The organism is Woeseia sp. D3-10, from assembly GCF_055809415.1.
This window is the reverse complement of record NZ_JBVVTW010000007.1, coordinates 1,244,524-1,264,207: the sequence shown is the minus strand read 5'-3', so window position 1 is coordinate 1,264,207 and position 19,684 is coordinate 1,244,524. Positions and strand designations below refer to the sequence as shown.

Annotated in this window: 18 protein-coding genes; 12 read left to right on the top strand and 6 right to left on the bottom strand. The window is 58.4% G+C overall.

Annotated elements, in window-relative coordinates:
* Positions 1–2: 2 nt before the first annotated feature.
* Positions 3–650 carry a cupredoxin domain-containing protein gene (locus tag AC0L8N_RS06450; RefSeq protein WP_473666751.1) on the top strand — a complete coding sequence of 216 codons (648 nt, stop codon included), beginning with the start codon at positions 3–5 and terminating at the stop codon, positions 648–650.
* A 30-nt stretch (positions 651–680) separates the two neighbouring features.
* Entirely contained in the window at positions 681–1,598 is a 918-nt protein-coding gene (locus AC0L8N_RS06445) for an NAD(P)H-binding protein (RefSeq protein WP_473666750.1), read from the top strand.
* Between the two features lie 19 nt (positions 1,599–1,617).
* Here the strand turns inward: AC0L8N_RS06445 and AC0L8N_RS06440 are convergent, their stop codons facing one another.
* Entirely contained in the window at positions 1,618–2,109 is a 492-nt protein-coding gene (locus tag AC0L8N_RS06440) for a MarR family winged helix-turn-helix transcriptional regulator (RefSeq protein WP_473666749.1), read from the bottom strand.
* A 103-nt stretch (positions 2,110–2,212) separates the two neighbouring features.
* On the opposite strand from AC0L8N_RS06440, the gene AC0L8N_RS06435 reads away from it, so the two are divergent.
* Together AC0L8N_RS06435 and AC0L8N_RS06430 are read left to right on the top strand one after the other, a co-directional pair.
* Positions 2,213–2,485 (top strand): hypothetical protein, encoded by a 273-nt coding sequence (locus AC0L8N_RS06435; RefSeq protein ID WP_473666748.1) that lies wholly within the window; start codon positions 2,213–2,215, stop codon positions 2,483–2,485.
* Between the two features lie 194 nt (positions 2,486–2,679).
* The gene (locus AC0L8N_RS06430; RefSeq protein WP_473666747.1) at positions 2,680–2,880 is read left to right on the top strand and encodes a hypothetical protein; all 201 of its coding nucleotides are present in this window, start codon (positions 2,680–2,682) and stop codon (positions 2,878–2,880) included.
* Between the two features lie 71 nt (positions 2,881–2,951).
* Here AC0L8N_RS06430 and AC0L8N_RS06425 read toward each other — a convergent pair whose 3' ends face one another.
* On the bottom strand, positions 2,952–3,530 hold the full coding sequence (locus AC0L8N_RS06425; RefSeq protein WP_473666746.1) for a thioredoxin family protein: 579 nt from the start codon (positions 3,528–3,530) through the stop codon (positions 2,952–2,954).
* Positions 3,531–3,532: 2 nt separating this feature from the next.
* A complete protein-coding gene (locus tag AC0L8N_RS06420; RefSeq protein WP_473666745.1) occupies positions 3,533–4,774 on the bottom strand; it encodes an MFS transporter in 1,242 nt (413 codons plus the stop codon).
* A gap of 439 nt (positions 4,775–5,213) precedes the next feature.
* Between AC0L8N_RS06420 and AC0L8N_RS06415 the strand changes: the two genes are divergently transcribed.
* Both AC0L8N_RS06415 and AC0L8N_RS06410 read left to right on the top strand, forming a co-directional pair.
* Complete coding sequence (locus AC0L8N_RS06415; protein WP_473666744.1) at positions 5,214–5,906, top strand: FadR/GntR family transcriptional regulator; 693 nt, start codon at positions 5,214–5,216, stop codon at positions 5,904–5,906.
* Positions 5,907–6,112: 206 nt separating this feature from the next.
* A complete protein-coding gene (locus tag AC0L8N_RS06410; RefSeq protein WP_473666743.1) occupies positions 6,113–7,864 on the top strand; it encodes an amidohydrolase in 1,752 nt (583 codons plus the stop codon).
* 239 nt (positions 7,865–8,103) lie between these two features.
* Here the strand turns inward: AC0L8N_RS06410 and AC0L8N_RS06405 are convergent, their stop codons facing one another.
* Together AC0L8N_RS06405 and AC0L8N_RS06400 are read right to left on the bottom strand one after the other, a co-directional pair.
* Entirely contained in the window at positions 8,104–8,517 is a 414-nt protein-coding gene (locus AC0L8N_RS06405; RefSeq protein ID WP_473666741.1) for a GNAT family N-acetyltransferase, read from the bottom strand.
* Positions 8,518–8,556: 39 nt separating this feature from the next.
* Positions 8,557–9,246 (bottom strand): endonuclease/exonuclease/phosphatase family protein, encoded by a 690-nt coding sequence (locus AC0L8N_RS06400; RefSeq protein ID WP_473666739.1) that lies wholly within the window; start codon positions 9,244–9,246, stop codon positions 8,557–8,559.
* Between the two features lie 144 nt (positions 9,247–9,390).
* Between AC0L8N_RS06400 and AC0L8N_RS06395 the strand changes: the two genes are divergently transcribed.
* Positions 9,391–9,876 (top strand): cupin domain-containing protein, encoded by a 486-nt coding sequence (locus tag AC0L8N_RS06395; protein WP_473666738.1) that lies wholly within the window; start codon positions 9,391–9,393, stop codon positions 9,874–9,876.
* Between the two features lie 22 nt (positions 9,877–9,898).
* Complete coding sequence (locus AC0L8N_RS06390; protein ID WP_473666737.1) at positions 9,899–11,437, top strand: M48 family metalloprotease; 1,539 nt, start codon at positions 9,899–9,901, stop codon at positions 11,435–11,437.
* A 68-nt stretch (positions 11,438–11,505) separates the two neighbouring features.
* On the opposite strand, the gene pepF is transcribed toward AC0L8N_RS06390, so the two are convergent.
* Positions 11,506–13,392, bottom strand: coding sequence for an oligoendopeptidase F (gene pepF, locus AC0L8N_RS06385; RefSeq protein WP_473666736.1), 1,887 nt, complete (start codon positions 13,390–13,392; stop codon positions 11,506–11,508).
* A gap of 704 nt (positions 13,393–14,096) precedes the next feature.
* Between pepF and AC0L8N_RS06380 the strand changes: the two genes are divergently transcribed.
* The 4 genes from AC0L8N_RS06380 (at position 14,097) to AC0L8N_RS06365 (ending at position 19,634) form a co-directional block, all read left to right on the top strand.
* Positions 14,097–14,942, top strand: coding sequence for a PDZ domain-containing protein (locus AC0L8N_RS06380; RefSeq protein ID WP_473666735.1), 846 nt, complete (start codon positions 14,097–14,099; stop codon positions 14,940–14,942).
* A 149-nt stretch (positions 14,943–15,091) separates the two neighbouring features.
* Positions 15,092–15,844 (top strand): CDP-diacylglycerol--serine O-phosphatidyltransferase, encoded by a 753-nt coding sequence (gene pssA / locus AC0L8N_RS06375; protein WP_473666734.1) that lies wholly within the window; start codon positions 15,092–15,094, stop codon positions 15,842–15,844.
* A gap of 19 nt (positions 15,845–15,863) precedes the next feature.
* Positions 15,864–17,177, top strand: a complete 1,314-nt coding sequence (locus AC0L8N_RS06370; RefSeq protein WP_473666733.1) for an aspartate aminotransferase family protein — start codon at positions 15,864–15,866, stop codon at positions 17,175–17,177.
* A gap of 30 nt (positions 17,178–17,207) precedes the next feature.
* On the top strand, positions 17,208–19,634 hold the full coding sequence (locus AC0L8N_RS06365) for a zinc-dependent metalloprotease (RefSeq protein ID WP_473666732.1): 2,427 nt from the start codon (positions 17,208–17,210) through the stop codon (positions 19,632–19,634).
* The last annotated feature ends 50 nt before the right edge of the window (positions 19,635–19,684 follow it).

Sequence of the window (19,684 nt, the reverse complement as noted above, 5' to 3'; positions counted from 1 at the left end):
ACTTGCGTGCAAGGCTACTGTTCTTGCTGGTCATTGCCGGTGCCAGTAATCTGGCCGCAGCGCAGCACGAGGGCCATGCTGGGCACGATGCGCACAGCGGCATGAGCGTTACCCGAACCGGTGTCGTTATGAATGAGAACCGGAGCCGCTTGCCGAACGGCTGCGACAAAATCAGTCGTGAACAGCATTTCGAGATTCACGCGGGCCGGACATTTGCGAATGATCGACCAGGTATTATTTACGGGATGAGCCAGCACGAAGTGCGGGTTGAGCCGTGCGCACGGGTCACTATCGACTTCGTCAATGAGGACCAAACACGGCATCAATGGATGGTGCACGGTCTGCCAAAGTACCTGTATCCAGCCGGCATGTTTCACATCGAGGCAATGGGTGGCGAGCGTCAGAGTGGCACCTTCATCGTGCCCGCGGAAGACAGGAACTACCTTATACATTGCGACATGGCGCAACACATGGAAAAAGGCATGCGCGGCCAACTGGTGGTCGGTAAAGGTGGTGGTGACCTGTGGGCAGTGACCGGCATCACTGATTCGTTCCGTCGTTCTTCGTATTTCCCACAGAAAGTGACGGTCATGTTTCTGTTTGTCGCAGCGCTCGCATTCGGTATCACAACAGTATGGCGGAGCAGGTGAGCGTCAGCGGAGCACCGGGGAGTTAATCAGATGCGCGTAGCCCTGATCGGTGGTACGGGTTTTGTTGGCAGTTACATCATTGATGCGCTGCTTGCCGCCGGTCATCAGCCTGTGGTGCTGGTCCGTCCGGGCAGCGAGCATCGGCTGCGTGAAGCCGGGAAATGCACCATGGTCAGTGGAAGTCTCGCGGACCGGGCGGCTCTGGCAACCTGCATGCGTGATTGCGATGCGACGATCTACCTGATCGGAATATTGCGTGAGCGGCCGTCAGCCGGAATCACGTTTGATGCCATGCAAAACATCGGCGCGCGCATTTGTATGGACGTGGCCCTTGAGCAGGGCGTGACGCATTTTGTGTTGATGAGTGCGAACGGCGCTTGCGGCGAGGGTACTGACTATCAGCGCAGCAAGTTTGCGGCGGAACAATACCTCGCCGAAAGTGACTTGCGCGGCACTGTATTTCGGCCGTCGGTGATCTTTGGCGATCCGCGCGGTTACATGGAGTTCTGCACGCAGTTACGTGACCAGATGATCAGACCCCCGTTGCCTGCGCCGGTCTTTTTCCGTGGTGTATCGCCGGCGCGCGGTGGCTTTAGATTGTCACCTGTACATGTGGAGGATGTGGCCAGTGCTTTTGTCGCTTCGTTGCAAAGCCCTGCAAGTGACGGCCAGGTATTCCCCCTCGGCGGAAACGAAACACTCTCCTGGCCGGCGATACTTCGCCGCATCGCCAGCGCGAGCGGCAAGCGCAAAATGCTGCTACCGGTTCCAGCGATCTTTGTCCGACTTGCCTGTGTGCTGCTGGATCGCTTTGCCTGGTTTCCAATCACGCGCGATCAACTGGATATGCTGTTGGAAGGCAACGTTGTTGAATCACACGCGGCATTTAAAATATTCGGGATAACGACTCGTGGAATGGGCGTTGATGAACTCCGCTACCTGCAATAGAACGCGCAATAGCGACCTGTTAGTTCTGATGGTCAAGCAGTAAGCGGCGGAGTTGTTCTTGCAGATTGTGCTGTTCTTTCGGAGCGATGTTCTTCATTACAGAAATCGCGTCTTCAAAACGGGTTTGCATCGCCTGATCGATGAGGCGTCGGCCTTTGGCGCTCAGTTTCACAATGACTGAGCGGCCGTCATTCCTGCTCTGTTTGCGGCGCACCAGCTTGCGCTGTTCGAGGCCGTCGATACGGGTTGTCATGGCGCCGCTGGTCAGATGCACAGCCCGTGCGATGTCAGTGGCGGGCATTGCAAACGGCTCGCCCTGACGGCGCAGCACTGAAAGCACGTCGTACTCCCAGTGTTTCAGATCGTGCTGTTTGAGTGCACGGTTGGCGCGATTGCCCAGCAGTTTTCCCAGGAGCTGAATCCGGACCACGACGCCAAGTGCGGAAGCGTCCAGGCCAGGTCGTTCCTCGGCCCATTGCTGGAGTAAATCGTCGACCATATCGTTTTGCATTTCAGTGGCTTACCGTCGCGTAAAAAAATCGAAGAAAATACCTTGACATAAAAGTAAATACGATTATCTTCACGTCAAAGTGACTCTCCGAGAGGAGAATAACATGGCGCAAGAACCTGATATTCAGGCAGACACAGACTGGTACGGGGACGATACGGAGATGGAAACTGTGATGAGCGATGACGACTTTGAGTTCGATGAAGCGCTCGATGTAGAAGTGGATGAAGCGATCCCCGAAAAGGAAGACGTTCCAGGCGGTAATGTTCCAGTGTGGCGGTTAATCGAGATGTCTCGTGAGAATCGTTTTTTACGCGAAGAACTTGCTGATTTTGATGATTACGACGTTGACGGCTACGGCACTGAGTACGCTCACTGACGCAGCCGGAAAACGGCGAGTTTGAGCAGGCAGGCGGCTTCCGGATCGACTGATTGCGTTGACACACCCATGGGTGGCCCTTGTGCACGTTGACCGCATACAGTCGAATTCCGGGAGTCGCCAGGCATCCCTGAAACCCGGGTTTACAACGACGAGCGCCTGCCGTTATTTGTGAACTTGCTGAGGACTGACAGATGTCTATACGACATTACGGCAGTGATTTTGAAGATCTTGATGAACTTACGTACCGCATGCTCGATAGCCGCTTCTGCAAAGTGGCTATGCATGGCCAGCGTCACGACGCTTTGCGTCATCGTCGGCAGCACGAGCGTATAGAAGGCGCCGAGGTTGCGCGCAAGCCGCGCAAGCCCCGCGAGCGTCATTCAGAGGTCTGATTTGCCGTAACTGAATGCGGCGCGATCCTCGTTAGCATGAGCGGTCGCGCCGTCTTTTTCGGCTGCCAGGTTCAAGTCGCCCAGTCGGGTGCATTGCCGGGCTTCCATTTGATATTGCAACCAATGCTGGGTTTTTGCGCCGTTGCCACGGGCGTGTTTGCCAGCACCGCATCGAGTGCGGACCGCAGGTCGTAGCCGTCATTTGGTTTGCCGTTGCCTGGCCGACTGTCGTCGAGCTGGCCGCGGTAGCGCAAGGCCAGCTCTGAATCGAAGACGAAGAAATCCGGTGTACAGGTCGCTTCATACGCTTTCGCGACGGACTGATCTTCGTCCACCAGGTAGGGGAACGAGTAACCCCAGCGTTCCGCCTCTGTGCGCATGCAGGCGGGGCTGTCTTCAGGGTACGAATCGGCATCGTTACTGTTAATGGCAAAGACAGCAACGTCGAGGGGGATGTAGTCCGCCGCCAGCGCAACCAATGCCTCACGGATATGCTTTACGAACGGGCAGTGATTGCAGATAAACATAACAACAGTCGCACGCTTTTGACCGGCTTCCGGCAGTGAGTGCGAAACACCGTCAGGGTCAGGTAGCGAAAACTCCGGCGCGATGGTCCCGAGCCGCAGCATGCGTGATTCAGTTCTGGCCATGGTTAGTTCTCTCTCTCCAGTCTGCGGGCGGCAAGCTCGCGTAAGCGCAGTCGCATCAGCTTGCGACGTCGCAACATAATAGCTATTACGAACAGGCTGCACAGGCCGCCGGCTATGAACGTGACCTCGCGCAAGCCGAACGCACTGGAAAGACTGCCTATGATGAGGCCGCCGAGCGCAACGCCACCAAACGCAACCATTCCCCACAGGCTACTGACACGCCCGCGAACGCTGTCTTCGACAATGGTCTGCAGCAGTATTTGCGAGCCAACACCACACAACGACAAGGTACACCCCAGAGCAGCGACGACCGCCGTGCTTAGCCAGAATTCATCGCTGTTGCCAAGCAGCATGAGCAAAAAGCCAGCAACAAAGATACCAGCGGCGACAACCTCGATCCGCAACCAGGCAGCACCTCTTGCCAGTATCAGACCGGCAATGATCGCGCCGCCGCCTATGGCTGAGGTCAGAATGGCGAGACCGACACTACCGCGATTGAACACTGCATCCGCGAATGCCGGGAGCAATTCCAGAGGACCGCGTCCGAGTACGGAGCCCGCGGCGATGACTGCCAGCAGCGCCCGAATCTGGCGATGCCGGGCGACATAGCGGACGCCGTCTTTTAATTCCTGCCAGACATCACCTCTGATTTTGTTCGTCTGCTTTGATGGTCGCAGTCGGACAATCAACAAGGAGGTCAGAATGGCGATGTAGGAAATGCCGTTGAAGGCAAACGCCGAAGCGACGCCAAGTGTTGCGATCAGAATGCCAGCGATAGCGGGGCCAATGAAACGCGACAAATTGAAGGAGATAGAGTTCGTCGCCAGCGCACTTTGCAATTGCTCTTCCGTAACGAGGTTCGGCACCAGTGCCATGCGCACCGGCGTGTGCGCGCCATCGAGTATGCCTTGCATCATGGCGAGTACGGTCAGTACGTAAATGTCCGTGTTGCCTATCGCCGTTAACAAAGCGAATAACACCATGTTCAGGATGCTGAGCGTATTGATCAAAATGGACGCGGCACGTCGATCGAAGCGATCGGCCAAGACACCAAAGATTGGGCCGAACAGCACGGTAGGTGCGAATTGCGTGAAGGCAATGACCCCGACCCAGAATTCGGAGCCGGTCAGTTGCCACGCCAACCAGCCGAGAGCAACCCGGTAGACCCATGATCCGTGCAGAGACAGGGTGTTGCCGATGAAATAAATGAGGTAGTTGCGATTGCTTAAGGCGGAGGCATTCATGGCGTTACGCAGGGTAACTCAAGCTGCCGCGATAGTGTGTTGATCCTTAGTGCCTGGCACCCGAATAATCGGTGCCGCTGGGACGAACTGGTCATTCAGAGATATCTAAACGGCCACCGCGTTGGCGAAGAACAGGGCAGCGCGCCCCGCGAATTGCCGGGAGCGCTGTGAAAGAAAATGCCGGTGAGCTTTCGGTGTTGTAAAATTTCGCCGTGTTGACTTGGCGGCTCCGATTGGCATCGCGATAACTCGGATATTCGCCAGTGTACAAACCGCTCTGTACAGCACTCTGGTTGCATCTGGAACAAAGTCTAATATTGATAATATACAAACGCCGTTGATACCATGTAGCGAGTTACGAAGGGTCGCCGTCACACCGACGCGCACGCCGTTAAATCAATAACATCGGCAACAATACCTTCGGTCCGCAGGAGTAATTTTGGCAGCTAACCTCGGCGCTTTTCGACCGTCGCGTGGCATGACGTTGTCGAGCCAGATCGTAGCGCAAATCCGGGATGCCCTGTTCGCAGGCGATCTGAAGACTGGCGACGTGCTCGGCTCTGAAGCTGATCTCGCGAAGCTCTTCGGCGTCAGCCGTATGAGTGTACGCGATGCACTACGTAGCCTGGAAGCAATGGGCATCGTTGATATCCGCATGGGCGCAAAAGGCGGCGCAACCATCGCGGCTGGCAGTGGTGACCGCTTTGCGGATTCGCTGGCAATTCAGCTGAAACTCATCGGCGTTACTCGCGAGGAAATTCTGCAGGCGCGCGCAGGCATCGAAAGTATGACGGTGGCCATGGCGACCATGCACGGTACTGATGAGGATATCGACAGCATTCGCCAGGTGCTGATTGAAGCGGAAAAACACCTCGACAATCCCGAGAAGTCCGCGGTCCTTGGTGAAGAATTCCACATGGCTATTGCGCAGGCGACGCGCAATGAAGTGCTTATCGGGCAGTTGCGGGCGATGCGCGAAGTTCTGATGCCGCCGGCACAGTGGCCAGATCACGACCAGGCGCAAAAAATGCTCGACGTTCATCAGGAACTGTTCCGTTTCATCGAAGCCGGAAATGCGGCTGCAGCGCGTGATGCAATGGTTGAACACGTTAAACACTGGATTACCGCGTAGGCGCTGTCGTTCCTGACGCCCGTAATCTGTATTCAATTCTGCAGTGCGGACTGCGCAGCCGAATGCAGTATTCGCGTTGAGTTTGGCCGCGCTCGAAAATCGGCAGCCGCGTTGTATGCGGGTCACCTGCTCGCCCGCGAACCACAGTCGATCTCGTCGACGCGCTGCGGTACCGTCCGGCAAGCCAACTCTTGGGGGAGTTCTGCATGAAGCAACGGAATACTTTGGTGGTCATTGCGATTGCCGCACTACTGGTCGCGTGCGCTCAGTCCGGTGATGACAAGAGTGGTGCTGCGGAAGCGTCGCTGATATTGGTCAATGCACGCGTCTACACGCTAGATTGGGATGAGGCGGCGCGAGACGGGTCTCTGGGCGATGATGCGCCGCGCAATGAATTCGGCTGGCACCCGGATGCCGATGCTGTGGTTGTCGCCGGCGACCACATTGCATTCGTTGGCAAAACCAGCGACGCACTGAAGTTGAAAACTGAACAGACCCGCGTGGTCGACATGGCCGGAGCCACGGTGCTGCCGGGCCTTGTCGACTCACACACCCATGCGTTTGAACTTGGCTCGGTGCTTGAACGGGTCAATCTGGCAGAGGTCGCGACTGAAGAGGAAGCGGTCGCGATGGTCGTTGAGCGTGCCAGCCAAACGCCGAAGGGCGAGTGGATCCTGGGCCACGGCTGGGACGAAGGTGCCTGGGCGAACCGCTACCCGGACAAAGCATTGCTCTCCGCGGCGGTACCCGATCACCCGGTTTTTCTCGCCAGCCTGCACGGCTTCGCGGGTTGGGCGAATCAAAAAGCACTCGAGGTCGCGGGCATCAGCAAAGACTCGGCAGTGCCGGTCGGTGGTGAAATGCGCCTCGGCAGCGACGGCGCACCTAACGGGCTGTTCCTGAACCGTGCTGTGCCGATGATGACCGACGCGATTCCGGTTGCGTCAAACGAAGCCCTGGCGGTGCGCATACTCGCCGGTCTGACGCAGATGGCAGCAGACGGCTATACCGCGGTGCACGATGCCGGTCTTGATAGCCAGCAGATGCAGGTACTCGAACAACTGGAAGCCGAAGGGCGTTTGCCAATACGCGTTTACGCGATGTTGTCGCTGCGTGATGAAGATCTCATGCGCGCCTGGATCGCAAAAGGCCCGGACAAAGACAACGACAGCATGTTAGTCACCCGGACGATCAAGGCCTACTACGACGGTGCACTCGGTTCGCGCGGCGCGCGTCTGCTCTACGACTACGCTGATCAGCCCGGACACCGTGGCGTCAGCGGCGGCGACTACGGCTTCAACCAGCAACTGATGGCCGAAGCGATGGCCGCCGGCTTCCAGGTCGCGATCCATGCGATCGGTGATGCCGGCAATCGCGAGGCAATAGACATACTGGAAGGCATCATTCAGCAGCACCCGGCCGCGGGTAAGAACCGGCATCGCATAGAACACGCTCAGGTCATTCACCCGGATGACATTCCGCGCCTGAGCAAGCTGGGTCTTATTGCGTCCATGGAGCCACCGCATGCCATGGAAGACAAGACCTGGGCTGAGGAACGACTGGGTGCCGACCGTATCCTCGGTGCCTATGCTTGGCGAACCCTGCGCGAGGCAGGCGCGCGATTGACCTTCAATGCCGACAATCCGGGCTCTGATCACAGCATCTTTTATGGCCTGCATTCGGCCATCACCCGCCAGGACAAGTCCGGTCAGCCGGAAGGCGGCTGGTACGTCGAACAGGCCATGAACGCGGAAGAGGCAGTGCGCGGTTACACCGACTGGTCGGCCTATGCCAGTTTTCGTGAAGACGAAAGCGGCATTATCGAAAAAGGCCGCTGGGCGGATCTGACCGTTCTCGATATCGATCCTTTCGTTCTTGCCGATGACAGCCCGGCTGACCTGTTGAACGGTCGGGTGTTGATGACCGTTGTGGGCGGGAAGGTCGTCTACGAGCAATGACCGTCCGGGTTACCGCGTTCCCTTAAGGGGGGCAGGGTAACCCGCGGCACTTCGCCGTACGCTCCTGAAGCCGGAGCGAACCGCCTCCCGGCAAGCACACTTGATTCGGCGACCAGTAATTCGTCGCCAGCCGTCAAACAGGAACCTCCGGTTTTTCTGTAAGGCGGCGACGTGTACCGACGAAACCAAGCATGACGGAATTTCGTGTGAAATTTCCGCAACGGGCTGGTGTGAGCAACTCAGTGTTCATCACCCGCATAAACCCACATTGGCACCGTTTTGCCCGCACGCTCGAAACCGAGTGATTCGTAAAAGCTGACCGACGCTTCGTCGGCGGTGAGCATTTGCTGGTGCAGGCCCGCGTAATTTTCGCTGAGGGTCTGCATCATCAGACGACCTACCCCGGCTCGCTGGTAGTCGGGGTGTACCAGCAGGTGCGGGTAGTAGACAACGAGGTGGCCGTCCGATATCGCGTTGCCGATACCTACCAGCCGCTGCCCTATGCGGGCGGTTACAAGGGCGTGCGAAGCGCGCAACGCCGCCATGAGTTCGCCGGGTTTGTCGGCCGACGACCAGCCATTGGCACGGTAAAGCTCGACGACTTCCCCGGTCTGTATCTGATCGCGCAAGCTGACTATTGGTGTTCGTGCCATTGACTGAATATCCGGGTCGAGGGCAAGCAGATGTTGCCGTTAAGTGGGTTGTTCGTTCTCCAGCTCCGCCAGTAGTGCGAAATGGTCGCTGCCTGCGATTGCCAGTCGCTGCACGTTAATAGCGCTGAGCTTCCACAAAAAGCAATGGTCGATGCGCCACCAGCCATTGATGCCAAGCAAAGGAACGTGCGGCCAGGTGGCAGTCGCGGTGCCTTTGCTCGCTGTCAGGCTGGTGGCGTCTGCATAGCGTTCGCGCATACGACGATAAACCGGCCAGGCCGGTGATGCGTTGAAGTCGCCAAAGATAGCATGCGGCGTATTGTCGTAATCGGCGCGGTCCTGCAGCAGCAAGCGGAGTTGTTCAGCACGGCGCACCGGGTGAGGGAAATACGGCCACAAGTGGGGAGCCGAGATGTGCACGTTAAGTACCTGCACTGTTTCCTGCAGAGGAGGCCAATATTCCGGCGCGAGCGTGACTTCCCAGGCGTCACGCTTGGGCAGACGTATGCGGCGGCTGGTGACCGGTCGGCGGCAGGCGATCCCGTTGCCCTTGATGATCTGATCATGGTCGAGATCGCCATACGGCAATCGTTTCGCCAGCGCGCGGGCGTGCAGGGGTGACAATTCCTGAGCGCAGACGATGTCGACACTGTGCTCATCAATCAGCGCACCCAGTGCCTCCGGGTCGGCGCGCCCGGAGAACAGATTGCATGAGAGGACCTTGATCACAGGGATAATGTAGCAGGTCCCCGGCTCTCTGCTGCCAGTGTCAGTGGTCGCCGCGCTTCGGTCACGGTGAGATGCCAGCCGTTCTGCCGTAAACTCGGTCATCCGGGACCAGGGGATCCCGACCATTTGCCCCGCTGGAGTGCCATGAATATCCGAATGATCAATGTATCGACGGCTGTAGTCCTGCTCACCATCCTGTCCGCATGCGGTACCGAAACGGCCGAAAAAGAGACGTACAACTACGCTGTGGCCACGGCTGGCACGCGGCAGTTTGAGTTTGATACCGAAACCGAACCGGGCATCATCAAGGTTCTGCTGGAATCGCGAAACCTCGGCAGCGACGACGTCGAGATGGCCGAGATATTTTTTCCGCCGGACTATAGCGGCACAACTCATCCGCACGAGTTCGAAATTATCTTTGTGCTGGAAGGTCAGCTGGATCACATTGTTAACGGCGTATCGAACCTGCTCGATCCGGGTATGGTTGGGGTCGTGCGCGAGCCCGATCTGGTCGTGCATCGCAGCGCATCACCCGAGGGCGTGAGAGTTCTTGTGGTATGGCCGCGCGGCGGTGAAGTCGCCGGATTCGAAGACCCGTCCATGCGTGAAACCGAGCTCGCAAGCGAGTAATTTCGCAGGAGTCAATTTAGATATGAAAGCCATGCAACGAATTATTGTGATGAGCGCCGTGTTGTTGGCGTTGGCGGCGTGTTCCGTCAACCCGGTGACCGGCAAGCGGGAACTGACCTTGGTCGGTGAAGCCACTGAAATTCAAATGGGCGAGCAAAACTACCTGCCGATGCGCCAATCGCAAGGTGGCGAGTACGACATCGATCCGTTACTAACCGACTATGTGCAGGGCGTAGGCCAGCGCCTGGCGGCCGTTAGTGATCGCGAGTTGCCCTACGAATTCGTCGTTCTCAATAACTCTGTGCCGAATGCCTGGGCCTTACCCGGCGGGAAAATGGCAATCAACAGGGGCTTGTTGACGGAATTGAAGTCTGAGTCCGAACTGGCTGCAGTACTGGGCCACGAAATCGTCCACGCTGCGGCCCGGCACTCCGCGCGGCAGATGGAGCAGGGCATGCTGCTGCAGGGCCTGGTGCTTGCGACAGCCGTTGCAACCAGCGACAGCGACTACGGCAACATGGCCGTCGGTGGTGCCGGTGTTGCGGCGCAGTTGATCAGCAGCCGCTACGGCCGCAGTGCCGAGCTCGAATCCGACTACTACGGTATGCAGTACATGTCGCGCGCCGGTTATAACCCGGAAGGTGCCGTTTCGTTGCAACAGACCTTCGTTCGTCTCAGCGAAGGTCGCAGTACGGATTGGTTGAGTGGCCTGTTTGCGAGTCATCCGCCGTCTCAGGAGCGGGTCGAAGCCAATCTGAAAACGGCGGCGACACTGCCGGCCGGTGGTGAGTCCGGCGAGGAACGTTACCGGCGCGCGATGGCCAAAACGATGGCGGCGATACCGGCCTACGAAGCGTACGAGGAAGGCCGCAAGGCGCTCGCCGACAAGAACACGGCGCTCGCACTGCAAAAAGCGGAAGTGGCCATTCAGCAAGTGCCCGACGAAGCACATTTTTACGCGCTGCGTGGCGACGCACGTTTGCTCGAACAGAAATACGACATGGCCATCACCAATTACGATTCGGCGATTCGTCGGCGCAGCGAATTCTTTTACTACTACCTGCAGCGCGGTCGCGCCTATGAGCGTACAGGTAACGACGTGGCAGCGGAGTCGGATCTGGAGAAAAGCCTGACCTTGCTACCGACTGCACCGGCGCACCTGAGCCTGGGACAGATCGCGGCGCGGCGCGGCGATCGTAGCCGGGCTATTGAACATTACCGGATCGTGGCACAAGGCGAGGGCGAAGTCGCACAGCAGGCGCAGAGCGACCTTGTGCGCCTGGACGTGGGTGCAAACCCGGGCAACTACGTGCAGAAGCGATGCGATCCCGGTAACGACGGCAACCTGGTGGTTTCGGTACGCAATGCCACGCTATTGCCACTACGAAATGTGGTGGTACAGGTTGCGTACACTGAAGGTAATTCGCAACGGCAAATGGAGCGCCGTGTCAACGGTACATTGGCGGCCGGTGCTGTGGCGAGTGTGGCAACCGGGCTGGGTCCGTACGTGGCCGGCAGCGCCTGCCCGGCGGTTATCAGCAGTGCGCAGGTCGCTGAATAGCAGTGCGCCGCGCTGACGCTGCGATGCGGGGTGCGACACCAGGTCGCATCCCCGCTGGCAGCGCGGAGTCAGTCAGCCGGTCGTGATTTACCAGCATCACGCTCTTCGAGCAGGCGCTCCATCTCGTCCATGATGGCATTCATCTTCGCGACAGCTGCACGGTAGGGGGCGGGCGTGGCCATGTCGACACCGGCATTCTTCAGCAGCTCGTACGGATAGTCCGAACCGCCCGCGCGCAACAGGTTCTTGTAGTTGTCGACGCCGGCCTTGCCTTCCGTTCTGATTTTTTCGTACAGCGCTGTACCTGCTGTCTGCGACGTCGCGTACTGATAGACGTACATGTTGTAGTAGAAGTGCGGTACGAACATCCACTCGTTGGTGTACAGGTCATCGATGATGACCACGCCTTCGTCGTGGCCGTGATAACGCTTCAGAATGTCGCCGTAGATCTCTGTCATACGTTCACCGGACAGCGCTTCACCGCGTTCTGCTGCTTCGTACAGTGCGAGTTCAAACTCGGCAAACATTGTTTGCCGGAAGAACGTGCCGCGCATGCTCTCGAGACCGAAGCCAAGGTAGAATAATTTTTCGTCGATTGAGTTGGCATTTTTCGTCATGTAGTCCTGCAGAATCAACTCCAGTGACGTCGACGGTATTTCGGCGATGAATGTCGAGTAGAACGCGGTTTCGAATGGTTGTTCCTGTTTCGAATAGATCGAATGCATCGCATGGCCCCATTCGTGAGCGAACGTGGACAGCGATTCGTAATCATCATTGTGGTTGAGCAGCACGTACGGATGTACGTCAAACGCGATCGGGTTCATGTAAGCACCGGAGCGTTTGCCGCGTTGCGGGTACACGTGCATCCAGCGCTCGTTGATCGCCTCGCGTTGCAGGTCCACCCAGTCGTCGCCAAGAACCTCCATCGCCTCCAAAGTGATTTCCTTGCTGGTTTCGATATCAAATTTCTTGTCGAGGCTGACCAGCGGCGGATAAATATCGTAGTAATGCATTTGCTCGATGCCGAGCATGCGCGCTCGCAGCCGGAAGTAGCGGTGCAGGGTTGGAAGGGCTTTGTTCACTTCGGCAACCAGCGTGCGGTAGATCTCTGGCGGCAGGTTGTCGTTGAACAGTTCGCGGTGCAGCACGCTGTCGTAGTTGCGTGCCTGAGCAAGCGATGCCTGGGTCTGCATATGAGTGTTCAGGATTGAGCCTACCGTGTTGCGGTACTCACTCCATTTTGTCCAGAAGGTATCGAACACCAGCTTGCGGTCGGCACGGTTTTCGCTGCTTCTCCAGCGTCCGTAACCCTGCGAATCTATGACGTCTTTCTCGCCATTGGATAGGGTGATTTCCGGCCACGGAATGTCGGAGTTGGCGACGAGGCTGTAGATATTGTTCGGCGAGCCAAAGGTCTGCGACAAATACGCGAGTGTCTGTTCCGCCTCTTCGCCAAGTGTGTGCGGTGCGTTTCGCAGAGTATTTTCAAGCTGGAATGCAAACGGTGCGAGGCGCGGCTCTTCTTTCTGGTAGGCGTTGATGACTTCTTTGCCTACGTCCAGGAGTTCCGGATCTACCCAGGCTGTTGCTTGCGAGAAACGCGCAAACATAATGTCGCCAAGCTGATTGCGTTCCTGACTGGCCGTATCGCGCAGGTCCTCATCGCCGGCAAGGCTTGAATAAGCGTAAACCCGATACGCGTCGCGCGACGTTTTGGATATGAGCTGCAGCGTATCAGCGAGCGATTCGGCGCTGTCACCCAGCGTGCCGCGACGTGCTTCAATTTTTTCAAGATCGGCGAGCACCTGCTCGCGAGCTGAGTTCCAGGCGTCGGTCGTAGGGAATATTTCGCTGAGATCCCAGGTGTAGCGGTCGTCGACGGTTTCATCGGCAAGACCGACGCTGGCGAAACATAACAATACTCCGGCCATTGCGGTACGCAGAAATACTCGCATCGGAAGTTCTCCATTTTCCATTATCGAGGGACTTAGACAGGCTGCTTCTGATCAGTTCGCCAGCATAGCCAGCCAACAGCTAATAAGCCGCTGAAGTCAGGTACTTTGCCAGTTTTGGTGTGCATTGTCGCGATGACCCCGGCCCGCCAATGCCGCCTAGCGCGACACCTGATTCGACTTTGCATCAGCAGCTCTTCGTTGTTGCTGTTCGCCATCCACAGCGGTGTCTGGCCCGGCGTTGAGCTCGTCGACTGCGTCGGACACTGTCTGCACCACGCGCGTTTGCGCCCGCACCCGGCACTACCGAAAGGAGCCACCTGCCAGCAATTGGGGCGCTGCCTTGAGTACGGCCGCACGCCAGCAGCGATGGGCTGGTTCGCCGCGCTGACGTAAAATGCCATACTCACAGCCAACCGCCGTTCAGGAATTATGATGCCTGCCAAAACCTTGTCGGGAATTGCCAGCAGACTGGTATTCACTGTGTCGCTGGCTATATCGTTTGCTCCCGGGCAGCGTACGCGCAACAGGCGGCTTGGGGTTCGCAGTCTGCTGCTGAGGTGCGAGTCCTGGTGGCGAATGCAGAAGACCTGTTCGGGGTCGACCGTGCACATCCGGCAACCATACCGGCTTGAGCCCGTAAGACGCTGGCAGGTGGGCTGGCAAAACAGGGAACCGCGGGTACGGGTTCCGTTCAAAGCATGACAATGAGCAGAACTATGACGGACAAAGTGCTACGAGCTGCGCCCCTCGCCGTGATCATGTTGCTGGCAGGCTTCGCTGTGGCCCGTTTCATGCCCAGTGAGACCCAGGTAACTTCGCCGGCATTGCCAAGCAACGCGGGTGTGTACTTCGATGACCAGCAGCCAGTTGAGCAACGCTTGGCGGTGCTGGAACGCGAGCTGGGCGTCGAACGCCAGGCCCGCCAGTTGCTGCAGGAAGAGCTGGTTTATCTCACCGAAGAGATTGATCGTTTGCGGCCGGTTGCGGATCGCGGCGCCGCATCCATTGCGTCAGCATCAAGCGCTGAGGCGGAAGAGCCGGGCCCCCGCCGATCATTTCGCCGCAATTCCCGCGAGCCTCGCAGCGAGCAGCTGCTGGCTGCTGGCTTTTCGCCCAGCCGTGCGGAGTGGATAGCACAACGTGAGTCACAACTGGAACTGGACATGCTGGAGGCGCGCTACGAAGCGCAGCGCAGTGGTGACTTCAGTGATTTTCGCCAGGCGCGCGACGAAAGCGCCCAGGCATTTCGAGACGAACTGGGGGCAGAGGACTACGAGCGTTACCTGGAAGCTACAGGCCGATCGACCAGTGTGACCGTTTCCAGCGTGCTGGATGGCTCGCCGGCGCAAACGGCCGGCTTGCGAGCGGGCGACAGGATCGTCAGTTACGCCGGCAACCGCACCTACAGCATGTCGGATCTGAACGATGCCATAGTGCAGGGACAGCCCGGCCAGACTGTACTCGTCGATATCGTGCGTGACGGCATACCGATGCAGGTGACGTTGCCACGCGGCGCCGTCGGTATCATGGGGGGGCGTCAGCGGCGTTAGTCGCGCAGTATCCGGGCTGATCGGTGAGCAGAAGGGTTCGCAAACCCGGGCTTAGGCAGGTCATTGGCCTGAATGCAAGCTGGTCATCGGCGGCAACGCCATGCAGAATGTTTGCCGGTTCAAGGTAATGCCGCGGGGCAACCGTCAACGTGAGTGTTCTTCGCTACACCATTCCCAATAGTTTCACAGCCGCGAGCTTGCTGCTGGGGCTCGGTTCAATCGTTACCAGTCAACTTGGCCACCTCGAACTCGCGGGTTGGATGATTGTCTGGTGTGGCTTGCTCGACGTGCTGGACGGTCTCGCCGCACGGTTGCTGAAAGCAACCTCCACCTTCGGCGCCGAATTCGATTCCATGGCGGACCTGGTGTCCTTCGGTGTCGCACCGGGCATGCTGGTTTATCAGGCTGGTACGAGAATCGGTGGTGTCCAGTTTGAAAGCAACGCTTACTGGGTGTTGCTCTTGTCCGTGGGTGTGTTTGTGCTGGCTGGGGCCATGCGGCTTGCGCGCTTCAATCTCTCGTCGGGTAAACCCAGTGACGGCTGGTTTTCCGGTATTCCAATTACTGCAGCCGGTGGCGGACTGATATCGACCATCGTCATATTGCTGGCGAAACACGAAGACTTTGCGGCCGTCCTGCCGTTGCACGCTTACTTGCCGGTCCTGATGTTCGTCCTCGCGCTGGCGATGATTTCGAATATCCGCTTCCCGAAGATCCGGCGCCGTGACAACATTTTGATCAACACTTTTCAGGGCTTTAACTTCGCTGCGACTTACTACTGCGGCATTACGCGCAGTTACCCCGAGTTCCTCTTTGCGATGGCCCTGTTTATTTTGATCAGCGGCATCATTGCAGGACGATTGAGCCAGCGGCCCGCGGATCCCGCGCCTCACACCGGTTAAGGCTGCAGCCGATCTTGTCATGACGCCAGCATCGCCGGCAGGTACAGCGACCACCCGCGATTTGCTGCAACGCCGGCAACGCCTGCTTGGCCCGGCTTACCGCCTGTTTTACGACGAACCGCTGCACATCGTTCGCGGAGAGGGTGTATGGCTGTACGCGGCTGACGGTCGTCGTTACCTCGACATGTACAACAATGTCCCGCACGTTGGCCACTGCCGGCCAGAGGTGGTCGAGGCGATACGCGCGCAGGTCGGCACACTCAATACGCACACACGCTACCTGCACGAAAACGTACTCGACTACGCCGAACGCTTGCTGGCGACGTTGCCCGCCGAACTCGATACCGCGATGTTCAGTTGTACCGGGACCGAAGCCAACGAACTCGCGGTGCGAATAGCGCGGCTGGTTACAGGTGGCAGCGGACTGATCGTCACGGAGTTTTCCTACCACGGCAATTCGCAGGTGATCGCCGATATCTCGACAGAAGATACACCGCCGGAACGCCGCCCCGACTCTGTGGTGACGGTGCCATTTCCGGATACTTACCGCGGCGCGCACCGCGGCCCGGATGCGGGGGAACAATACGCCGCTTATGTCGATGCGGCACTCGCGGAGCTGGCGGCACGCGGTATCCGGCCGGCGGCCTTTATCGTCGATACTATTTCCTCATCGAGCGGCGTCATTGAAATGCCCGCTGACTTCCTGCGCCTTGCCGCGCAGAAAATTCGTGCGGCGGGTGGTGTATTCATTGCTGACGAGGTGCAGCCGGGATTCGGGCGGACCGGTCGGCACTTCTGGGGCTTCGAAGCCGACACGGTCGTGCCTGACATCGTGACGATGGGTAAACCGATGGGCAATGGTCATCCGTTGGCCGCCACCGTGGCGCGCCGTGACTTGCTCGAGCGCTTTGCCAGCAGGACTGGTTACTTCAATACCTTCGGTGGCAACCCGGTTTCAGCAGCGGCCGGACTTGCTGTGCTGGATGTGCTGGAGCGTGATCAGTTGCAAGCCAATGCACTGGCCGTCGGTGAGTACCTGAAAAAGGGGCTTGCGTCGCTGGCCGGCCAGCATGCCGTGCTGGGCGAGGTGCGTGGCCACGGCCTGTTTCTGGCAGTCGACCTCGTTAGCAACAAGGACACACGTGCGCCGGCAACGTCGGCAGCGCGGGCGGTTGTGCGCGGTTTGAAAGAGCTTGGTGTGCTGACCAACACGATTGGTCCGCACAGCAATATCCTGAAGCTGCGGCCACCGATGATTTTTAGCAAGGAAAACGCAGACCTGTTTCTGCAACACTTCGCCAGTGTGCTGGAATCCCTTCCCGCGCCTGACTGAACCATAATCCTTAGTATGCACGAGGGAATCATGCGCAAAATACTGATGTTGGCACTGTTGGCGGTAGCCGCTTGCGGGCAGCCGGCCACTGAAAGCGATTTCAATTCAAAGCTGGCCAGCTATCAGCACCTGCCTGGTTTCATCGATCTCTATCACGATGTCGACGGTGGCAAAGTCTACCTGCGACTCGAGCAACTCGACGCGCCGTTTCTCTATCAGGCATCAATGGCCAGAGGCGTAGGGTCCAACGATCTCGGCCTGGATCGCGGTCAGTTGGGTGATGCCTACGTCGTGCAGTTCGAGCGTCACGGTGACAAGGTATTACTGGTTGCCGACAATCTGGATTATCGCGCGCAAAGCGACAGCGCGGATGAACGCGATGCGATCGCCGCGTCATTCGCCCGCTCTGTACTGTGGGGCTTCACAATTGCAGGCCAGGCAAGCGGCGCAATTGTCGTCGATGCGACGGACTTCTTTTTGCGCGACGCACACCAGTTGGCGCGGCGCCTGAAAGACACCGGCGAAGGGACGTATGCGGTGGATGCGGCACGCTCGGCAATCTACGCACCGCGCACCAAAGCGTTCCCCGACAACAGCGAAGTCGAGGCTGTGATCACGTACAAGGGTGAGCCCAGTGGCAACATTCTGCGAACCGTTGCGCCGGATGCGACCAGTATTACCGTGCATCTGCATCATTCCTTCATTCGTTTGCCGGACGACAACTACGAACCGTTGCCGTATGACCCGCGTGCCGGGCTGATCGGGCTTAGCTACGGGACGGACGGATTTGCGGATTACGCCACACCGGTCGGCGATGAGTTGATGGTGCGCTATGCGCGTCGGCATCGTCTGGAGAAAAAAGACCCATCGGCGGCAACGAGTGAAGCTGTCGAGCCGATCATTTACTACGTTGATCGCGGCGCACCCGAGCCGATACGCAGCGCGTTGATCGAAGGCGGCAATTGGTGGGGTGCCGCTTTCGAAGCAGCGGGTTACAAGGATGCCTTCCGCGTGGAGCTGATGCCGGAAGGCGCGGACCCAATGGACGTTCGCTACAACGTCATACAGTGGGTACATCGCTCAACGCGCGGCTGGTCGTACGGTTCGTCTGTTCTGGATCCGCGCACCGGCGAAATTATGAAAGGCCATGTCACGCTGGGCTCGCTGCGGGTTCGGCAGGACTACCTGATTGCCGAAGGTCTGCTGTCACCGTACGGCGATGCCGAGCGACCGGATGCAATGATGGCGATGGCTTTGGCGCGTATTCGGCAGCTATCGGCGCACGAAATCGGCCATACGATTGGTATAGAGCACAATTTCGCGGCCAGCACTCAGGGTGGCACGTCGGTTATGGACTACCCGTTCCCGGTCATTGGTCTCACTGCGGAAGGTGATATCGACCTGAGTGATGCCTACGGCGTAGGGGTTGCGGCCTGGGATCAACGCGTCGTGCTATACGGTTACCAGGATTTCGCTGACGACGTTGACGCGAACGCCGCGCGCCAGGACATTCTTGCGGAAACTCTGGCCACGTTGAAATACGTATCGGACGAAGACTCGCGCGCTGTCAGTACAGCGCATCCTGACGGCAATCTCTGGGATAACGGTGCCGATGCAATTGCGGAATTGCAGCACTTAATGGCTGTTCGCGAACAGGCACTGGCCAGATTCTCGATCAATAACATTCGCGAAGGCCGTCCGCTGGCTACGCTTGAAGAAGTGCTGGTGCCGGTTTACCTGTTGCATCGCTTTCAACTGCAGGCGGTCGGCAAGTTGCTGGGCGGTGACTACTTCAGTTACGCACTACGCGGTGATGGTCAGCAAGCGACCCGCCCAGTCGCCGCTGGGCGCCAGCGCGCTGCACTGGATGCGTTGCTTGCGACACTTAATCCGGAAGTGCTTTCGCTGTCGCCGGAGTTGCTGGCAACGCTGCCGCCGCGCCCGCCAGGTTACACGCTGGGCCGGGAATCATTTCCGCGAGAGACTGGCCCGACCTTTGATCCCTTCAGTCCCGCACGCAGTTCGGTGGTATTGACGTTGCAGGTCCTGCTGGAACCCCACCGAGCTGCCCGACTCGTCGCGTCCAACGCGCTCGACGCGGACATGCCAGGTTTTGACGAGGTCCTCAGGTCCTTGCTGGCAACCACCTGGTTGGCGGAACGCGAGAGTGGCCAGTTGGCAGAAATTCAACGCAATACGAACCTGCTGGTGCTGGATTCGCTCCTGCGCCTGCAGGTTGACGAGGGTGTATCGCCGTCTGTACGGGCACTCGCTCTGGATACGGTGGCAGGCTTGAACGACTGGTTAGAGTCGCGCGTGGACAGCGAGCGCAATGCGTCATGGCGTGGCCACTATCGAATGGCGTTGTCACGTATTGCCCAGGCGGAAGCTGACCCGCAAAGCATACGCAAGCTGCCGCCGGTTCCTGTGCCGCCAGGGTCGCCGATTGGTTCCTGAATCTGGTTGTCGATGAAATGCAGGCAGATCCGCTTCCGAGCTTCAAGCCT